General features: G+C 56.4%; 17 protein-coding genes and 1 pseudogene. 7 read left to right on the top strand and 11 right to left on the bottom strand.

The annotated features are described in order from the left end of the window. Positions 1-251: 251 nt before the first annotated feature. Together K1558_RS14835 and K1558_RS14830 are read right to left on the bottom strand one after the other, a co-directional pair. Complete coding sequence (locus K1558_RS14835) at positions 252-998, bottom strand: hypothetical protein (protein WP_238652384.1); 747 nt, start codon at positions 996-998, stop codon at positions 252-254. A gap of 174 nt (positions 999-1172) precedes the next feature. After that, on the bottom strand, positions 1173-2618 hold the full coding sequence (locus K1558_RS14830; protein WP_238652382.1) for an aminotransferase-like domain-containing protein: 1446 nt from the start codon (positions 2616-2618) through the stop codon (positions 1173-1175). A gap of 173 nt (positions 2619-2791) precedes the next feature. Between K1558_RS14830 and K1558_RS14825 the strand changes: the two genes are divergently transcribed. Beyond that, positions 2792-3742: a DMT family transporter gene (locus K1558_RS14825; RefSeq protein WP_238652380.1), complete on the top strand. Its 951-nt coding sequence runs from the start codon at positions 2792-2794 to the stop codon at positions 3740-3742. Between the two features lie 447 nt (positions 3743-4189). Here K1558_RS14825 and K1558_RS33045 read toward each other — a convergent pair. After that, positions 4190-4717: pseudogene (locus K1558_RS33045) on the bottom strand (general stress protein); the annotation flags it as partial. 328 nt (positions 4718-5045) lie between these two features. Between K1558_RS33045 and K1558_RS14815 the strand changes: the two are divergent. From K1558_RS14815 to K1558_RS14800, 4 genes are all read left to right on the top strand, one after another. Then, on the top strand, positions 5046-5357 hold the full coding sequence (locus K1558_RS14815; RefSeq protein ID WP_238652378.1) for a (2Fe-2S) ferredoxin domain-containing protein: 312 nt from the start codon (positions 5046-5048) through the stop codon (positions 5355-5357). A 174-nt stretch (positions 5358-5531) separates the two neighbouring features. Then, entirely contained in the window at positions 5532-6374 is an 843-nt protein-coding gene (locus K1558_RS14810) for an AraC family transcriptional regulator (RefSeq protein ID WP_238652376.1), read from the top strand. Positions 6375-6467: 93 nt separating this feature from the next. Then, positions 6468-7457 carry an aldo/keto reductase gene (locus K1558_RS14805; RefSeq protein WP_238652373.1) on the top strand — a complete coding sequence of 330 codons (990 nt, stop codon included), beginning with the start codon at positions 6468-6470 and terminating at the stop codon, positions 7455-7457. 185 nt (positions 7458-7642) lie between these two features. Beyond that, positions 7643-8554, top strand: a complete 912-nt coding sequence (locus K1558_RS14800; RefSeq protein WP_238652372.1) for an aldo/keto reductase — start codon at positions 7643-7645, stop codon at positions 8552-8554. Between the two features lie 93 nt (positions 8555-8647). Here K1558_RS14800 and K1558_RS14795 read toward each other — a convergent pair whose 3' ends face one another. The 5 genes from K1558_RS14795 to K1558_RS14775 form a co-directional block, all read right to left on the bottom strand. Continuing rightward, a complete protein-coding gene (locus tag K1558_RS14795; RefSeq protein WP_238652370.1) occupies positions 8648-8947 on the bottom strand; it encodes a hypothetical protein in 300 nt (99 codons plus the stop codon). Between the two features lie 52 nt (positions 8948-8999). After that, the gene (locus K1558_RS14790) at positions 9000-9731 is read right to left on the bottom strand and encodes a ZIP family metal transporter (RefSeq protein WP_238652369.1); all 732 of its coding nucleotides are present in this window, start codon (positions 9729-9731) and stop codon (positions 9000-9002) included. An 83-nt stretch (positions 9732-9814) separates the two neighbouring features. Beyond that, entirely contained in the window at positions 9815-10792 is a 978-nt protein-coding gene (msrA, locus tag K1558_RS14785) for a peptide-methionine (S)-S-oxide reductase MsrA (protein ID WP_274528589.1), read from the bottom strand. Positions 10793-10825: 33 nt separating this feature from the next. Beyond that, positions 10826-11626 (bottom strand): hypothetical protein, encoded by an 801-nt coding sequence (locus K1558_RS14780; protein WP_238652367.1) that lies wholly within the window; start codon positions 11624-11626, stop codon positions 10826-10828. Continuing rightward, positions 11623-12543, bottom strand: a complete 921-nt coding sequence (locus K1558_RS14775) for an ABC transporter ATP-binding protein (protein WP_238652365.1) — start codon at positions 12541-12543, stop codon at positions 11623-11625. The genes K1558_RS14780 and K1558_RS14775 overlap by 4 nt, the downstream gene beginning before the upstream one ends. Positions 12544-12703: 160 nt before the next feature. Here K1558_RS14775 and K1558_RS14770 point away from each other — a divergent pair, with 160 nt between their 5' ends. Both K1558_RS14770 and K1558_RS33040 read left to right on the top strand, forming a co-directional pair. Beyond that, a complete protein-coding gene (locus K1558_RS14770) occupies positions 12704-13438 on the top strand; it encodes a LytR/AlgR family response regulator transcription factor (RefSeq protein ID WP_238652363.1) in 735 nt (244 codons plus the stop codon). After that, positions 13435-14742 carry an ATP-binding protein gene (locus tag K1558_RS33040; protein ID WP_238652361.1) on the top strand — a complete coding sequence of 436 codons (1308 nt, stop codon included), beginning with the start codon at positions 13435-13437 and terminating at the stop codon, positions 14740-14742. Before K1558_RS14770 ends, K1558_RS33040 begins: the two co-directional genes overlap by 4 nt. A 35-nt stretch (positions 14743-14777) precedes the next feature. Here K1558_RS33040 and K1558_RS14760 read toward each other — a convergent pair whose 3' ends face one another. The 3 genes from K1558_RS14760 to K1558_RS14750 are packed head-to-tail and all read right to left on the bottom strand — an operon-like array spanning position 14778 to position 15554. After that, positions 14778-15140: a hypothetical protein gene (locus K1558_RS14760; protein ID WP_238652360.1), complete on the bottom strand. Its 363-nt coding sequence runs from the start codon at positions 15138-15140 to the stop codon at positions 14778-14780. Next, on the bottom strand, positions 15127-15303 hold the full coding sequence (locus K1558_RS14755) for a hypothetical protein (RefSeq protein WP_238652358.1): 177 nt from the start codon (positions 15301-15303) through the stop codon (positions 15127-15129). The genes K1558_RS14760 and K1558_RS14755 overlap by 14 nt, the downstream gene beginning before the upstream one ends. Continuing rightward, positions 15300-15554 (bottom strand): hypothetical protein, encoded by a 255-nt coding sequence (locus K1558_RS14750; protein ID WP_238652357.1) that lies wholly within the window; start codon positions 15552-15554, stop codon positions 15300-15302. Before K1558_RS14750 ends, K1558_RS14755 begins: the two co-directional genes overlap by 4 nt. Between the last annotated feature and the right edge of the window lie 71 nt (positions 15555-15625).

The following is a 15625-nucleotide window of genomic DNA, read 5'->3' as shown; positions in this document are numbered from 1 at the left end:
CCCCACCGGACTGTAATGCGCTTATTCGGCTAAAAACCACCTTTTTCTCTCCTTTGCGGACTGGGAAGCCCTTATTCTCAGCCAAATCGGCCTCAGCAGCGGCTGAATCGGAACATAAGGTCCTGTGTGTCCGCGAGTGTCCAATAATCAGGTTATTTGGTCGAAATAAGCGCCCTGTAGTCCGGATAGACTTGCGATGGCGCCAATCCGCAACAATCAGCGCCAGCCGACCTCCGCCCGCCATCTCCGCATTATCTCCGCGAGCCGTTCGACCGCCGGCGCAGGAGAATCAGTGCGGCGGCTCCAAGAACTATGATTCCGGCTCCAGCTCCAGCGTATAGCAGCCAAGGTGCAGATGCGGTTTCAGGCTCGGTTGTTGGATTATTATCTGAGTCTGCCCCGTGATCATCCGCAGGGGCTGCCGTCCTATTGTCGCCGGCGATTCCGGGCGGCTCTGTGGGCGAGCCCACGGACATCCCGGCCCCCAGCTCATTCAGGTCTTCCTGTGCATTAGAGTACAAGGTCGTCCGGCTGCACAGGCTGACTGTGAGCTTAGCCTTTCCATCTGCCCCTTTTGTCCCCTCTGTGCCCCCTGCTCCGCCATCCGCTCCACCTGTTCCATTCGCTCCTTCTGCTCCGCCCCGGGCATAGACCAGGTAACGTTCCCCCTCGGTGAACTCAAAGCCGCAGCTTGCCGATGACTGCGCTGTACTCACCGTGATCTGCTCCCCCACTTCACCCTTCCAGTGCGCCCCCGTCAGAAAGGTGACATACACCGGGTCCCCGCTGGATTGCACAAGTTTAGACGACTTCTCCATTGAAGTTACTGTACCTTCAAACACCGCTGTACTCTTCTCCATTGCCTCAACCGGCGATGAAGGTACTGCACAGGAACAAGCGTAGGTTACCTGTGGGCGTACCGTCAGCAGAGTCATGAACACCACCAGCACACTGAGCATCAGAAGCAGCCCGCTTCGGACATTTTTTCTCTCAAGCATTGCAATCCCCTCCTTACACTCCAGACGGGATTGACAAAGAAAGGTTGCTCTGCCAGTGTTCAAACTAAGACCTTTCAGCAAACCATCCACGGATAACCTGCACACGCTAAGGTGAGCCAGCAAAATAATGCCTTACCTCTATCCACTCTAGCTGCCCTAGCATCCTCCAACAAATTACCCTCCCATTCTTCCGCTCCATCCCTCCGCCTCAATCTCCCTGGCAATGGTAATCATCCGCTGCATCCCCTCGCGCAGCAGCGCTTCACTCGCGAAGGAATAGCTGAGGCGCAGCCAGGACTTCATCGTCCCCTGCGGATCACAGAGTTCACCGGGGACGAAGGAGACCGACTGCTCCATGCAGCGGGCGAACAGTGTATCTACCGGGATACTGTCCGGCAGCTTCACCCACAGATTGAGCCCGCCCTGCGGCGTTGTCCACTCCCAGCCGGTAGCGGCAAGCGCCTCCTCCATCAGCTCTTTGTGTACCTGCAGGGCAATCCGCAGCTTGCCGAGATGCTGCTGCAGGCGCGGCGAGGTGTAGTAGTGCAGGAAGATCTTCTGATTCAGCAGCGGCGTCCCGTTGTCCGCCAGGGATTTGGCGGCGATCAGCCGGTCCATGAACGGATGCCGGCAGGCCACCGCACAGATCCGCAGGCCGGGTGCGACATATTTGCTGAAGCTGCTGATATAGATGACCCAGCCCTCTGTATCATAGCTGAAGATCGGCGGGGGCGGCTCCGCCCCGAAATACATGTCCCGGAACGGGTCATCCTCGACCAGCAGACAACGGTAGCGCTCCGCCAGCTCGACCAGCAGCTTGCGCTGCTCCACAGGCACCGTATATCCGGTCGGATTATGATTCGTAGGATTCAGATAGAACATCCTCGGCTTAACCTTACGCATCAGCTCCTCCACCGCCGCCAGATCATACCCCTGCGGGGTGATCTCTACCGCAACCAGCCGCGCACCAGCCCGGCGAAAAATATCCAGCGCCACACTATACGTAGGCCGCTCCACCAGCACTGCATCCATCGGTCCCAGCATGATCCCGGCAATGAGGTTGATGGCCTGCTGGGCACCCGAAGTAATCAGCAGCTCATGCGCAGATAACTGAAGCTGATATTTACCTTGGAAATGGCGGCTCAGCGTGCTGCGCAGCTCCTCATCCCCCTGAACGGTGGAATACGTACCCATGACCTTCGGGTAAAGGTCGAATACTTTTTTGACATAATCGGACAGAAACAGGTTCGGCAGCAGCCCCGGATCAATCAACGCCTGTGAGAACTGATACGTGACGGGCATCCGCTGGATGTCAGACATTGGGCTGGAGACCCTGTAACCTGGCACAGCCGCTTCTTCTTCATCCGTCTGCTCCAGCCTGCTGCCGGGCGCTACATAATAACCGGATTTGTCTCTGACATACAGCTTGCCGTTCTCGGTCAGTGCCCGGTACGCCTTGAACACCGTTAACCGGTGGACCCCCAGCTCCTCTGCCAGCCCCCGGACCGAAGGAAGCTTGTCGTGTGCCTTCCATTCACCGCGCGCCATCCGGTTCAGCATGAACTCACAGATCTGACGGAACAAAGGATTGCTTTGCCCGCTTCCGGCTATTTTACTCATCTATTCTACCCGCCTCTCCAGCTTCCCGAGCTAATCTGTTATGCAGCTATTGTACCGCATTCCGCCCGGTAACTGTTCTATGATCTGCAATCTGTTCTGTGCCTATGCAGCTATGATTAACAGACTACTTGTAAGGCAAACGCCACACAACTACCGCAAAGGGGAAACCAACCATGATTATGCTCGCTTATTCACTGGTCTGTCTGATCTTCGGCACCACCTTCCTGGCCATCAAAATCGGCGTAGACGCCGGAGCGCCGCCGTTCTTCTCTGCGGGCTTACGTTTTTTCCTGGCTGGAGCTGTCCTGTTCCTGTTCATGGTTCTGCGGGGCAAAGCCCGCTTCTCCCTGCTGCTGCGCAAGGAAATGCTGCTCACGGGAGCCGCGCTGACCTTCGGCACCTTCTCTGCGCTCTACTGGGCCGAACAATATGTATCCTCCGGGCTCGCCGCCGTCCTGTCCGCTACCGGGCCGATGATGATTTTGCTGATGCAGATGGCCTTCCTGCGGCAAAAAGCGCCCGCCTCCTCGCTGCTCGGCTGTATCATCGGCTTCACCGGCGTGCTTCTTCTGCTGCTGCCCAGCCTTACGGCTGCTGTTACTCCCCTCTGGCTGATCGGCTGCATCGTCGTACTGCTTGGAGAGCTATGTTATGCGGCCGGGGCGATCTATTCCAAAAAAGTAACCACCGCCTTCACCGGGGTCTCCCCCATTGCGTTGAATGCGGCCCAGATGATGTACGGCGGCGCGCTGCTGTTCCTGCTGTCCCTATTCTCGGAGCCGCTGCATCCTTCTTATCTGATGTCCTTCCAGGCCGCCGGCTCTCTGCTCTATCTGACCGTCATCGGGTCCATGGTGGGGCACACTCTGTTCTACTGGCTTGTTGCCAAGACGAACCCGGTCTTCCCGTCCACCTGGCTGTATATCTCTCCGCCGATTGCTGTCGGGGTAGGCTTCCTGTTCTATAACGAAGCCGTCACCTGGATGACCCTGCTTGGCGTAATCACGATTATCACGGGAACGGTTCTTGTGAATGCGAAGGCGTTGAAGCAGCTAATACGCAGGCCCAAACCGGCCATCCCCGTTCTGCAAAAAGCAAACATAGAAGCTCTGCCGCAGGAGTAACGGTCTCTGCGTCACACACAAAAACAGCCGGAAACCCGCATACGGGGGGTTCCGGCTGTTTTTATCGTATACACTATTAATTCTGCCCGCTGCATCAGGGGCTGCTCAACATTTCATTGCTAACTGCGGGCTATCTGCTTACCGCCCCTGCCGTCCCCGCATATCCTCAAGTCTGGCCGCGTTGCGGCGGCGTTCCTGCTCTTCCTCCGCATCGGTGAGCCTGCGGTCCGCGTTATGGTCCGGCACCCGGTCCATGCCGTGCCGCGAGCCGGAGTACACATCTCCGGTCATCCCCGGACGGTTCATATCCTCCGCCGCTCTCCGGTCCGGCAGATCATGCTCGGTAGCTGAATTCATCGTATCCAGCCCTGTATCATGTCGGCCTTCAAGACCCGAGCCGTTGAACGCGGCATCTACAGCGTCTGTGACCGGATTGCGGGGAGCCTCCGTAGTGTTATCCGCCGGCATAGAATCACTCATATAGCGGTCGGCATTTGCCGAGTTATGGTTGCGGAATACCGTGTACACATCATCTGCCCGCTTGTTATCTGCATCGACCATGACCAGAATACGGCCTTCGTCTACATAGTTGTCGTAACTCGCTGCCTCATCCTCCGGGATACCCAGCCCGATCAGACCGCCGACCAGACCGCCGGTTCCGGCCCCAACTGCAACGCCTGTTAAGGTGGCCGCAATCGGTCCCGCTGCGATAATCGGCCCGATGCCCGGAATCGCCAGTGCACCGATGCCTGCCAGCAGTCCGGTCACCCCTCCAAGAATCCCGCCGGTTGCCGCTCCTGAGGCCAGTCCTTCAGGTGCCTTCGTTCCTGTCTCCTCGGTAAGCGCTTCGGTATCCTGTCTATTTCTCGCTATCACTGAGATATCCTCTGTCAGAAACCCGCGTGCCTTCAAGTCTTCAATAGCCTGAGAGGCTTCATGCTCGGTATAGAATACACCTACAATTTTCTTGTTCATAACGATTCCCTCCTGGTAGCTGTTTTGTAGTTACGCTTTAACTTTCACACCCCTTACTTAACCACACAGCCCTCTGCGAAACTGCCTAATCCCCAACTTTATCGCGGTTCCGCAAATTAATTTCTGAAACAGGAAATTTGCGGTACAGACACATTTTGCTCACATTCAGAGATTGAAGGGCAGGTTAAATGACGCAGAATTCCCCGCGTGACGGCAGTTATTAAGCCTTTGGGAACAATGCGCCAGCCGCATTACCGCGCCGCCCAAAAGGAGCTATACTCCTCGTAAGACTGGTACACCATTCTAATTCAAATCAGGGGGAACCGCGATGAATATGCGTCTGAAGGTACTGAAGAAGCATCTGCTCTTCTGCTGCAGCGAGCACTGCAATAACCAGGAGGTAGAGGAGGTCATGCAGGAATTCAAGGAACAGATGGTCGAGCAGGGCATCAACAAGACAGTCAAAATCAACAAAACCAGCTGTCTCGGCTTATGCGGCAACGGGCCTTTTGTCATCGTGTATCCTGACGGGATCTGGTATTACAATGTAACAGTGGACGATGTAGCACGGATTGTGGAGGAGCATCTGGTGAACGGGCAGCCGGTAGAAGAGCTTGTGATGCTCAAAATGGAGGCCTGACCCTGACCCTAGGAATCCTTATCCGGCTTGCATTCAGCCTGCATACTCCTGGTCCCTCCCCTCCCCGGGCTGGGACTATTTGCGGTTAACCGGCCTTGCCCCTTCTGCGGTATAATGGAAGTATGTGCGTTCATTACGGAGTACCCTTATCCTTCAGGAAATGAGGCTGCAAGCATGACTGTATTCAAATACAACGCCCACCGCCCCCACCGGGCCAATCCTGACTTGTATCTGCATTACTGGGGCAAGGAGCAGTGTGTACCAGGCCATTCGTTCGGACCCGGGGTGCGAAGCCTGTACAAAATCCACTTCATTCATGCCGGAACCGGCCGGGTAACCGTCGGGGAAGCCACCCATACACTGGGCGCCGGACAAGCCTTCCTCACTTACCCTCATGTGGTGACACATTATGCCGCAGACCAGGATGACCCTTGGCTGTATTCCTGGATTGCTTTTACCGGGGAGGAGGCGGCCTATCTGTTATCACGGACTTCGCTTACCCCGGAGCAGCCGGTGTTCCCGATGGATCAGGAGCTGATGCCCTCGCTGTCTGCCAGGTTATCTGAAACGGGGAGCAGCGGGGAGCGGCTGGATCTGCCGCTGAAGGTGATGCTCTATGAGTTCTTCTCCCTCCTGCTGCACACGGTCCCGGCTGCCGGCAGCCCGGCTCCGCGCAGCAGAAGCGTCTATGTTGAGCAGTGCCTGCATTATCTTCAAGCCCATTACGCCGAGAATGTGACGATGGAGAGCCTGTCCGCATCCTTGAAGCTGGACCGCAAATATATGTCGGCGCTGTTCAAGCGGACGGTCGGTATGCCTCCGCAGCAATATCTGCTCCAATTCCGAATGTCCAAGGCCTGCGAGCTGCTGACCGAGACGGGCTGCACCATAGGGGAGATCTCGCAATCGGTGGGGTATCAGGATGCGCTGCTCTTTTCCCGGATGTTCAAGAAGGTGAAGGGCTGCTCCCCCAAAGAATACCGGCTACGCCATGCAGATACGGACATTGTGCTATAAAATTCATCCATGCTGACATACGATTGAAAGCGTTTATCCGCTACAATTAGGGAGGATTAAGTCTGCATAACTCAAACTTAGGAGGAATCCAGAATGTATATCGCTAACCCTGAACGCTATGACTCGATGAAATATAACCGCACCGGACGCAGCGGACTGCTGCTCCCGGCCATCTCCCTTGGGCTGTGGCATAACTTCGGCGGCAATGATGTGTATGAGAACGGCCGCGCCATGGTGCGCCGGGCCTTTGACCTGGGGATTACCCACTTCGACCTGGCCAATAACTACGGCCCGCCGGCAGGCTCTGCGGAAGAGAGCTTCGGCCGGATGCTGAAGACGGACCTCGCGCCTTACCGTGATGAGCTGATCATCTCCAGCAAGGCCGGATATTATATGTGGCCAGGACCTTACGGCGAATGGGGCTCCAGGAAGTATCTGGTCTCCAGTCTGGACCAGAGCCTGAAGCGGATGGGGCTGGATTATGTCGATATCTTCTACCATCACCGCCCGGACCCGAACACACCGCTGGAAGAGACGATGTCCGCCCTTGATTTCCTGGTCCGCCAGGGCAAGGCGCTGTATGTCGGCCTCTCGAACTACAAGCCGGAGGAAGCGCGTGAAGCAGCGCAGATTCTCCGCCGCCTGGGCACGCCATGCCTGATCCACCAGCCGAACTATTCGATGATGTCGCGCTGGATCGAGGACGGGCTGCAGGATGTGCTTGAAGAGGAAGGTATCGGCACCATTGCCTTCTCCCCGCTGCAGAAGGGTATCCTCACCGACCGTTACCTGAACGGCATCGCCTCCGATTCCCGTGCAGCCGGACCCAGCGTGTTCCTCTCCGAGAAGGAGCTTACGCCTGAGGTGCTGGCCAAGGTCGGCAAGCTGAACGAGATCGCGGCTGCGCGCGGTCAGAAGATGTCGCAGCTCGCCTTGTCCTGGGTGCTGCGCGGCGGCAAGGTCACCTCTGCCCTGATCGGCGCAAGCAAAGTCAGCCAGATCGAGGATGCGGTGGCTTCGCTGAATGCACCGGAGCTGAGCACCGAAGAGCTGGAGCAGATTGAGAGCATTCTGCGCGGCTAAATAGCCTAGTCCGGTCAGAGACCGACTCGACGATGACAGCAATTCTGCCCATCCCTTCTCAACTTGGAGGGTGGGCAGGATTGCTGTTTTTGCGTCCAGAGAGTCGGACTCTTCCGCTGCAAAGTGCCTCCGGACCAGCCGAATGCTATAATAGACACACTATTGTCACGAGAGGAGATTATCCGATGAAGACCAACCGTTTGGGATCATCCGATTTACATGTAAGTGCCATGGGCCTCGGCTGCATGTCGCTGGGAACCGAGGAAGCGCGGGCTGCTGCCATTATTCATGAGGCGCTGGAGCAGGGAATTAACTTCCTGGACACCGCCGATCTCTACGATGAAGGGCGTAATGAGGAGATCATCGGCAAGGCCATCCGGGACCGCCGGTCAGAGGTTATTCTGGCCACCAAGGTGGGCAACCGCAGAGTTCCCGGCCGGGAGGGCTGGGTGTGGGATGCGTCCAAGGCCTACATCCGCTCGGCGGTGAAGGAGAGTCTGCGCAGGCTGCAGACCGATTATATCGATCTGTATCAGCTGCACGGAGGAACACTGGAGGACAATATCGATGAGACCATAGAGGCCTTCGAGGAGCTGAAGCAGGAGGGGGTCATCCGGTATTACGGCATCTCTTCCATCCGGCCGAATGTAATCCGCGAATATGTACAGCGCTCCGGCATCGTCAGCGTGATGAGCCAGTATAGCATTCTAGACCGGCGCCCGGAGGAGACTGTACTTCCGCTGCTGGCCCGCGAAGGGATCAGCCTGATTGCCCGGGGGCCGCTGGCCAGCGGCATTCTGACCGATCATGGCCGCAGCAAGGCTCAGCGGGCTTCTTATCTGGACTATACGGAGGCCGAGCTCATGGCGCTCCATGAGCAGCTGATGAGCCAGCCCCCCCTCACCCGGACACTGACGCAGACGGCGCTGCAATATCCGCTGGCTGATCCGGCCGTTGCTGCCGTGATTCCGGGGGCGAGCAGCCTGGAGCAGTTGCGGCAGAATATAGCGGCAGCCGGCTCGCCGCCGCTCTCTGCGCAAGAGGCTGCCGCGGTACGGGCGAACAGCAAGGCCAACCGGTATACCCTGCACGTGTAGAGCCGCCTTACGGTTAACAGAAGAAGCTGTCTGGAAACTGTAGGCGTTACAGTCTCTGGACAGCTTCTTATTTTTGGCTTAGCTTCTTATGTTCTACCTGTGAGTGCGTTTCCTTGCTTTAACTACCCACGTAATCAATGCAGCCACAAATACCACTGCCGTAATGAACCAGGTCAGCAGGAACGCCATGCCCAGGCCGATATTGGCATCCAGCGCTTCCCTCTGGCTCTCCAGAATCAGCATCACCGCAAGCGGCGCTGAGCTTGCGATGAAGAGAACCGTCATGCTGTAGCGGGCGAAGGCCGTCCGCTTATGAATAGCAGCGTACAAGCAGAGGTATGAAGCAATTAATAAGACGAAGGATAATACAGCTTGCCATTCGAGTCTAACCATCCTGTCACCACTCCTTATCCTTATGGGGTCCATCCCACACCACACTATCCAATTATCCAAAAAACAATGTAATATACACCATCGCCAGCAGCCCGAAGATGAACGAATACGTCGAAGGCCGTTCATAGCCGTGTCCATGGCTCTCCGGGATCAGCTCCTTATACACAATGAAGAGCATCGCTCCGGCAGCGAAAGCCAGTCCGTATCCGACCACATTCTGCACATAGCTGGCGGTGAAATACCCGATGACGGCCGATACCATCTCCATCAGGCCGGTCAGGGCCGCGATGATCAGAGCTTTGCGCCGGGTGGCGCGGGCATTCATCAGGAAGACGGCCAGAATTAATCCCTCCGGCATATTCTGCGCGCCGATGGCAATCGCCACCATGGGGCCGAGGCTTGTCTGCTCACTGGCATAGCTGAAGCCTGTGCTGAGCCCTTCCGGTATGTTGTGGATGAACAGCGCAATCATGACAAGCAGCGCCTTGGAATCCAGATTGCTGAGGCCGGGCTTGTTCTCGACATCAATATGCGGAATATGGCTCTCAATCAGATCCAGCAGCAACACGCCGGTAACGAGCCCAAGGGTCAGCGCTATCATGCCCGACTCCCTGAGCGCCTGCGGCATCAGCCCGAAGGTACTGGCCGAGACCATGATTCCGGCGGTAAAAGCCACCAGTACATCCTTCCACAGCTCGGACAGCCGCTTGACGAACAGAATCGGAATTACACCCAGCACGGTGGCCATTGCAGAACAAAAACTGCCTAGAAGTGCAGCTGCCAAATCTTCAACCCCTTTTGTAGACAGGACTATAGATCAAGCATATGCACCCGGCAGCCTTAAATATGACCAAGCTTGTGTGGGTTCTACTCTCCAGCTCCGCGCTCAAGCCGCCGCAGATACCGTCCCAGCCCGCTGCGCTCAAGCTCACCCTCGGGGATAAACTGCAATGCAGCAGAATTAATCAGATGGTAGGGCTTCGCTTGGTCCGGGCCGTCATAGCTTACATACCCCAGATAGGCTCCGCTTAATCTGCTGCGCAGCACGGTGCGCACCTGCCCGCCGCCATAATCGGCCTCCCGCCGGACCAGCCCTTCCTCCACGGGCCGGGTGAAGCTGGGCCAGCCTGTACCGGAGTCGAACTTGTCCGCCGAGCTGAACAGCGGATCTCCGCTGATGATATCCGTGTAAATCCCAGCTTCGTAGTGGTCCCAATACGCATTCTGGAATGGAGGCTCCATGCCTTTGTTCTGAGTGACCTCATACTGCAGCTCCGTGAGCTGCTCCCGCAGCCGTTGCTGGTCCTTACGGCTGTTCCAGTGGAGCGCCGTGAAATCGTCCCGGCCCGAGCCTTTCTGGTACAGCTTGTAATCCAGCGGATGCGTCCGGTAATAGTGCTGATGCTCCGTCTCCGCCGGGTAGAACAGTGCTGCCGGCAGAATCTCGGTCACAATCGGCGCTTTGAACCGTTTGCTGGCCTTCAGCTTCTCCTTCGACTGCTCGGCCTCTCTCCGCTGCCCATCATTATGAACATAAATCGCCGGCGAGTAAGAATGCCCCCGGTCCATGAATTGCCCGCCGTTATCGGTTGGATCAATGAGCTGCCAATAGATGTCGAGCAGCCGCTCATAGGGGAACAGCTCCGGGTTATAGACGATCTGCACTGCCTCGCGGTGCCCGGTGGTTTCCGTCCCTACCTCGGCATAGGTCGGATGCTCTGTATGTCCGCCTGTATACCCCGAAACCACGGATTCAATGCCGGGCAGCTCATCGAACGGCTTCACCATACACCAGAAGCAGCCCCCGGCGAAGGTCGCCAGCGCAAGCTTTGATTCTTCAGCCAACTTTTAGCCGCCTCCCCGCACACTTTTATCCTATTATATATGAAGTTCTGCATTCTCCAAAATCACGAGCGCAGCGCTCACACAGGCGGCAATCCAGACGGCAGGGATCAGCACCGCCCGCACATAGTCCCCCGCACCCGACAGGAGAATTACCTGTGAATGCTCTACATAGAGCCCTGAGAAGGTGAGAATCTGCGTCATCAGAGAATGCCCGGAGATGGTGCGCAGGAGCGCAGAAGAGGAATCCTTGAGATAGCCGGAGAGCAGCAGGTTGCCGAATATGAAGAAAAAGGCGGCTACCGCCGCCGCAAACGGCTTGCGGAGCAGGAACCCCAGCATCATCACAGCCGCACAGTAAGCGGCAAGATAGAGCAGATTCAAGCCAAGTGCGGTCATGCCGGCCGCCAGATCGGCGCCGAAGCTGCCAGGACCTGCCGGCGCTCCGGTAACCAGCGCTGCCCCAAGATAGAACAGCCAGAACAATCCATAGAACTCCAGCAGCCAGACCAGAACGGTAAGCAGCTCAAGTACATATTTTCCGGTGAAATATTGCTTCCGGCTGAGGCCGGCAGCAATGATATTCTGCACCGACCCCTGCTCGAATCCCTCCACGGCGAAGAAGCAGGCATGAAGCGGAACCACCAGATAGAACAGGATGGAGAACGTAGCGGCTGACTTCAGCGGCCCGGCGTAGCTGCTAATATCATAGCTACCTCCGCCGCTCCCGATGATAAGGACAAGCACGAGACTGGCGAGCGCGAACACGGCTGTGACACTCCAGAACGCCCGGTCTTTGCGCAAGAAATAGATCTCCGCCTGCATAAAGCTCTTCATCTTCCTCTGCCCCCGATCAGCTTCATATAATATTGCTCCAGATTGGGTGCAGTCAGATTCAAGCCTTCCACCGGGATTCCCCGCTGGACCAGCAGCTTCATCAGCTGCTCCAGGTTCACTGCATCCCGCGGAAGCTCGATCTCTCCGGCTCCATTGATGCGGATATCCCCGCAGTGCAGCTCCTGCTTCAGCATTTCCGCTGCCGCTGCCGGATCAGATGTCTTAATACAGATTGCAGTCCGCGCAGACTGCTGCAGCTCAGCAGCCGTAATCTCTTGAATCAGCCTACCTTGATGGAGGAAGCCGTATTTCCCGGCCAATAATTGCAGTTCACTTAGAATATGGCTGGAGATGAGCATCGTTACCCCCTGCTCCTGAGCCAGATGCTCCAGGATGCGCCTGATCTCGACAATTCCCGTCGGGTCCAGCCCGTTCACCGGCTCGTCCAGCACCAGGAAATCGGGCCGGTTCAGCAGAGCGACGGCTATCCCCAGCCGCTGCCTCATGCCGAGTGAATATTGCTCGATCTTCTTGGGTCCGGCATCCTCAAGTCCTACGATCCGCAGAACTTCAGCCTCCCTGCCCTGCTTCCTGATCCCGAAGACCCGGCTGTAGAAGCCCAGGTTCTCCATTGCATTCATATGCGGGTAGAGGGAAGGCCGTTCAATCAGGAAGCCGATCCGGCGTCTGGCTGCAATCCATCCCTCCCTGTGCTGCGCTCCGAATAATTCCATGATCCCGGCGGTCGGATGCACGACGCCTCCGATGATTCGCATCAGCGTTGTTTTGCCTGCCCCGTTCTCCCCTACGAACCCGTATACATCCCCTGCTTCAATCCTCATACTGAGCCGGTCCAGGGCATACCCTGAAGAGTACTTCTTGGTTAATCCCTGAGCTTCAAATACCGTTGCCGTCAACCTAAGCACACTCCTTCTTTTGTTCAAATCCGTCCTGACGGCCTAACGGTAACACACCTTGCCGCAGCCGCTGCCGCAGATGTCATAATTACGGGAGATTATGTCGTTTTCAGGATAGCCCCTGTATAATATAGGGATAACTGCAAAACTGGAGGAAGCGATGATTCGTATTGCTGTATGCGAGGATGAACCCCGTACAGCCGGGGAGGCAGAAAGCCTTCTTCTGGAAACGGGAAAACACTTAAACGAGCCTGTAGATGTCTCGCTCTATTATTCGGGAGAACGCTTCGCCCGCGCCCTTCAGGACGGAGAGCGCTTCGATATTATTCTGATGGATATTGAGCTGGGCGGTCTGGACGGCATTGCAGCAGGGCATCTGCTGCGGGCGGATGACGCCAACGATCCGGCACAGCTGATCTTCATATCCAGTCACGAGGAATACCATCTGCAGCTGTTCGATCTGCGTCCGTCCGGGTTCATCAAGAAGCCTGTAGCTCCGGAGGACTTCACGCGGAAGTTAACGGGAGCAATTCATAAGACGATCCGCACCAGACAGCAGGGGCAGACCGGCTTTCTTCCGGTGCAGCTGAAGAGCGGAGAACTGCGGATTTCCTACCGGGACATCCATTACTTGGAGAGCAGCATCCGGCGGATCACACTGGTGACGCGGGAAGAACGGCTGCAATATTACGGGAAGCTGGCTGAGGAGGCGCGGAAGCTGCCGGACAGCCATTTTGTAAGGATTCATCAGTCCTATATTGTAAACTTCTATTCCATCAGAGCCATCAGCGCCAAAAGGATTCTCCTCATCACCGGCTGTGAGCTGCCCGTCAGCGCCAAGTATAGCCAGGCTGTCCGTCAGGCGTATCTGCGCTTCAGGGGGGAGCTGGCGTGAATCCTGTACTTCTGGATGAGATCATCTATCTGGCCGCACTTCCGCTGCTGCCTGTTATCCTGCATCTGTGCTTCGGCTGCTTCTTCTGCTTCCGCACAGACTCCCGGCTGGAGCTGATGACGCTCTATCTTCTGTATATGGCCTCCCAGGTCCTGCTGCATTACAGCTCATTGCCCGGACTGGTCCTGATGGCCGGCAATGTCGGGCTGATCCTGGGACTGTCACTGTTCTACCACGGCAGTCTGAAGTGGCGGCTATATACGGCCTTGTTCATCTCAACAGTGATTGTCCTGAGTGATGCCGCAATTCCGCTGCGCTACACAGAGACCGGGTACAGGCTCGGTCTGGTGCTCTCCAAAATGCTGATGCTTTTACTGGTCCTTTTGCTGCGCCGGATCGCCAAGGGAGAGGGCCGCGGGCAGCTCAGCGGATGGCTGTGGCCGGTGCTCTTCCTCTGTCCTGTTCTCAGCATTGCTGTGCTGCTTGAGTTATCCGGCCATCTCTTCTTTCAGCACTATCCGCAGCTGTTCCCTGTCGTCCCTGCTCTCCTGCTGGCCATTAATGTGCTGGTCCTGCTTCTCATGGACCGGGCAATGAGCGCCAAGGCTGAACGCAGCCAGCGGCTGCTGCTGGAGCAGCAGAACAGCTATTATATGAACCAGTATCACCGGAACCGGGAATTTCAGGAGGAGGCTCTCCGGTTCCGTCATGATTTCAACCATATCCTGCTTGGTCTGCGTGCCCGGATCCTCAGCGGAGAAGAAGCGGCCTCCGCCGCAGAGCTGGACGCTCTGCTGAACTGGAGCGGGCCCTCCAGAGCTTACTGCAATACCGGAAATCCGGTGATCGATACCATCCTGGATTACAAGCAGCGGGAAGCGGCTGCCGCAGGAATTGCCATGCGCCTTACGCTGAAGCTTCCGCCCGGACTGAGGCTGGATACGGCTGTCATCAGCGTAGTTCTGGGCAATGCTCTGGATAATGCGCTGGAAGCCGTAAGCCGGCGGCCGGAGGAGGGAGAAGCGGAACGGTACATTGCGGTACATATGCATTACCTGAATGACAGCTTGTTCATTCGGATTCAGAACCCTTACTCCGGGCCCCTTCATCAAGGCCGGCGCGGCGGGCTACTAACCACCAAGGACGATAAGCGTAACCACGGTATCGGACTGCAGAATATCCGCCAGACTATTCAGCGCGCGGGCGGATTGTTTGATTTTTCATACAGCGGCGGTCTGTTTGAGCTGGAGCTGGTGCTTTTTCATGTAGACAGAGATTACGGGGTGTTGCTGCCGGGCGGCTGATGTTACGGGGATACAGGGACGGCGGCCTGTTCAGGCTATTCGAGCTTCTCCCGCTCTGTCTTGGGCTTGCTCCTCCGGTTGGCATCCCATAATTCCTTGTGCATCCAGCCCGCGCACACCAGCACCACAAGCGTCAGCACCAGGACATATTCACGCAGAATATTGGACAAGCTCCCTTCGGTATTGTAGCCGAGGACGATATTCAGCCTGCCCCATAACAGATTGAGGCACAGCAGCGCAACAGCGCCGTAGGTCACCCACACGCTCCGTAGGTACAGATTATAGGTGCGCAGGGGGCCACGGCCCATGAAATACTTGGCATAACGGATCACATACGCGGTAAAAGCAATCAGGGCAATCAGCTCCAGTGTGATCAGAACCAGATCAATAATGTCCATGCAGATCATCTCCCCTTCTACCTAAACCGGTGCGGTGCAGATCAATAAGTTTCTCAAGATCATTGGATTCATACGCTTCCTGAATCTTGCCCAAGGTCTCTATTTCCCGTTTGACCCGGCTGGGCTTCAGCTCGTGTTTTCGGAAGATATCGAGGAGCTTCACTTGTTGACGACCTCCTCATCATTTGGTTTTCTGTCCGCCGTACCTCTCTCGATCAGCAGCTTCACGAGCGTACGATTATATTCGCTAAGCTGCTTCTCATTCTCCTCATCCCGTTTCTGGTAATTCTGAATGACCTTCTCCTTATTCGCGATTTGCTTGACACTCCATATTAAGGCAGTAGATAACAGAACATTCAGCACGACTGAACCGTTATTGTCAACGAAGAGGCCAGTCAATGCACTGAAATCCATCTGTATCCCCCCATTTCATCATGTAATCGGAACGGTTCCACGCCTTCACCCCTGTCCACATTTTGGGTACC

The sequence above is a fragment of the Paenibacillus piscarius genome, from assembly GCF_022234545.1.
Lineage (GTDB): Bacteria > Bacillota > Bacilli > Paenibacillales > Paenibacillaceae > Paenibacillus_AQ > Paenibacillus_AQ piscarius.
Note: the sequence above shows the minus strand (reverse complement) of the source record. Positions and strands in the feature narration are given on the sequence as shown.

Coding starts and splice junctions, on each gene's coding strand:
- K1558_RS14780 (WP_238652367.1), bottom strand. CDS start 11,626: ATGAAGAGCTTTATGCAGGCGGAGATCTATTTCTTGCGCAAAGACCGG.
- K1558_RS14800 (WP_238652372.1), top strand. CDS start 7,643: ATGAAGACCAACCGTTTGGGATCATCCGATTTACATGTAAGTGCCATG.
- K1558_RS14750 (WP_238652357.1), bottom strand. CDS start 15,554: ATGGATTTCAGTGCATTGACTGGCCTCTTCGTTGACAATAACGGTTCA.
- K1558_RS14825 (WP_238652380.1), top strand. CDS start 2,792: ATGATTATGCTCGCTTATTCACTGGTCTGTCTGATCTTCGGCACCACC.
- K1558_RS14770 (WP_238652363.1), top strand. CDS start 12,704: ATGATTCGTATTGCTGTATGCGAGGATGAACCCCGTACAGCCGGGGAG.
- K1558_RS14760 (WP_238652360.1), bottom strand. CDS start 15,140: ATGGACATTATTGATCTGGTTCTGATCACACTGGAGCTGATTGCCCTG.
- K1558_RS14815 (WP_238652378.1), top strand. CDS start 5,046: ATGAATATGCGTCTGAAGGTACTGAAGAAGCATCTGCTCTTCTGCTGC.
- K1558_RS14810 (WP_238652376.1), top strand. CDS start 5,532: ATGACTGTATTCAAATACAACGCCCACCGCCCCCACCGGGCCAATCCT.
- K1558_RS14805 (WP_238652373.1), top strand. CDS start 6,468: ATGTATATCGCTAACCCTGAACGCTATGACTCGATGAAATATAACCGC.
- K1558_RS14795 (WP_238652370.1), bottom strand. CDS start 8,947: ATGGTTAGACTCGAATGGCAAGCTGTATTATCCTTCGTCTTATTAATT.
- K1558_RS14830 (WP_238652382.1), bottom strand. CDS start 2,618: ATGAGTAAAATAGCCGGAAGCGGGCAAAGCAATCCTTTGTTCCGTCAG.
- K1558_RS14835 (WP_238652384.1), bottom strand. CDS start 998: ATGCTTGAGAGAAAAAATGTCCGAAGCGGGCTGCTTCTGATGCTCAGT.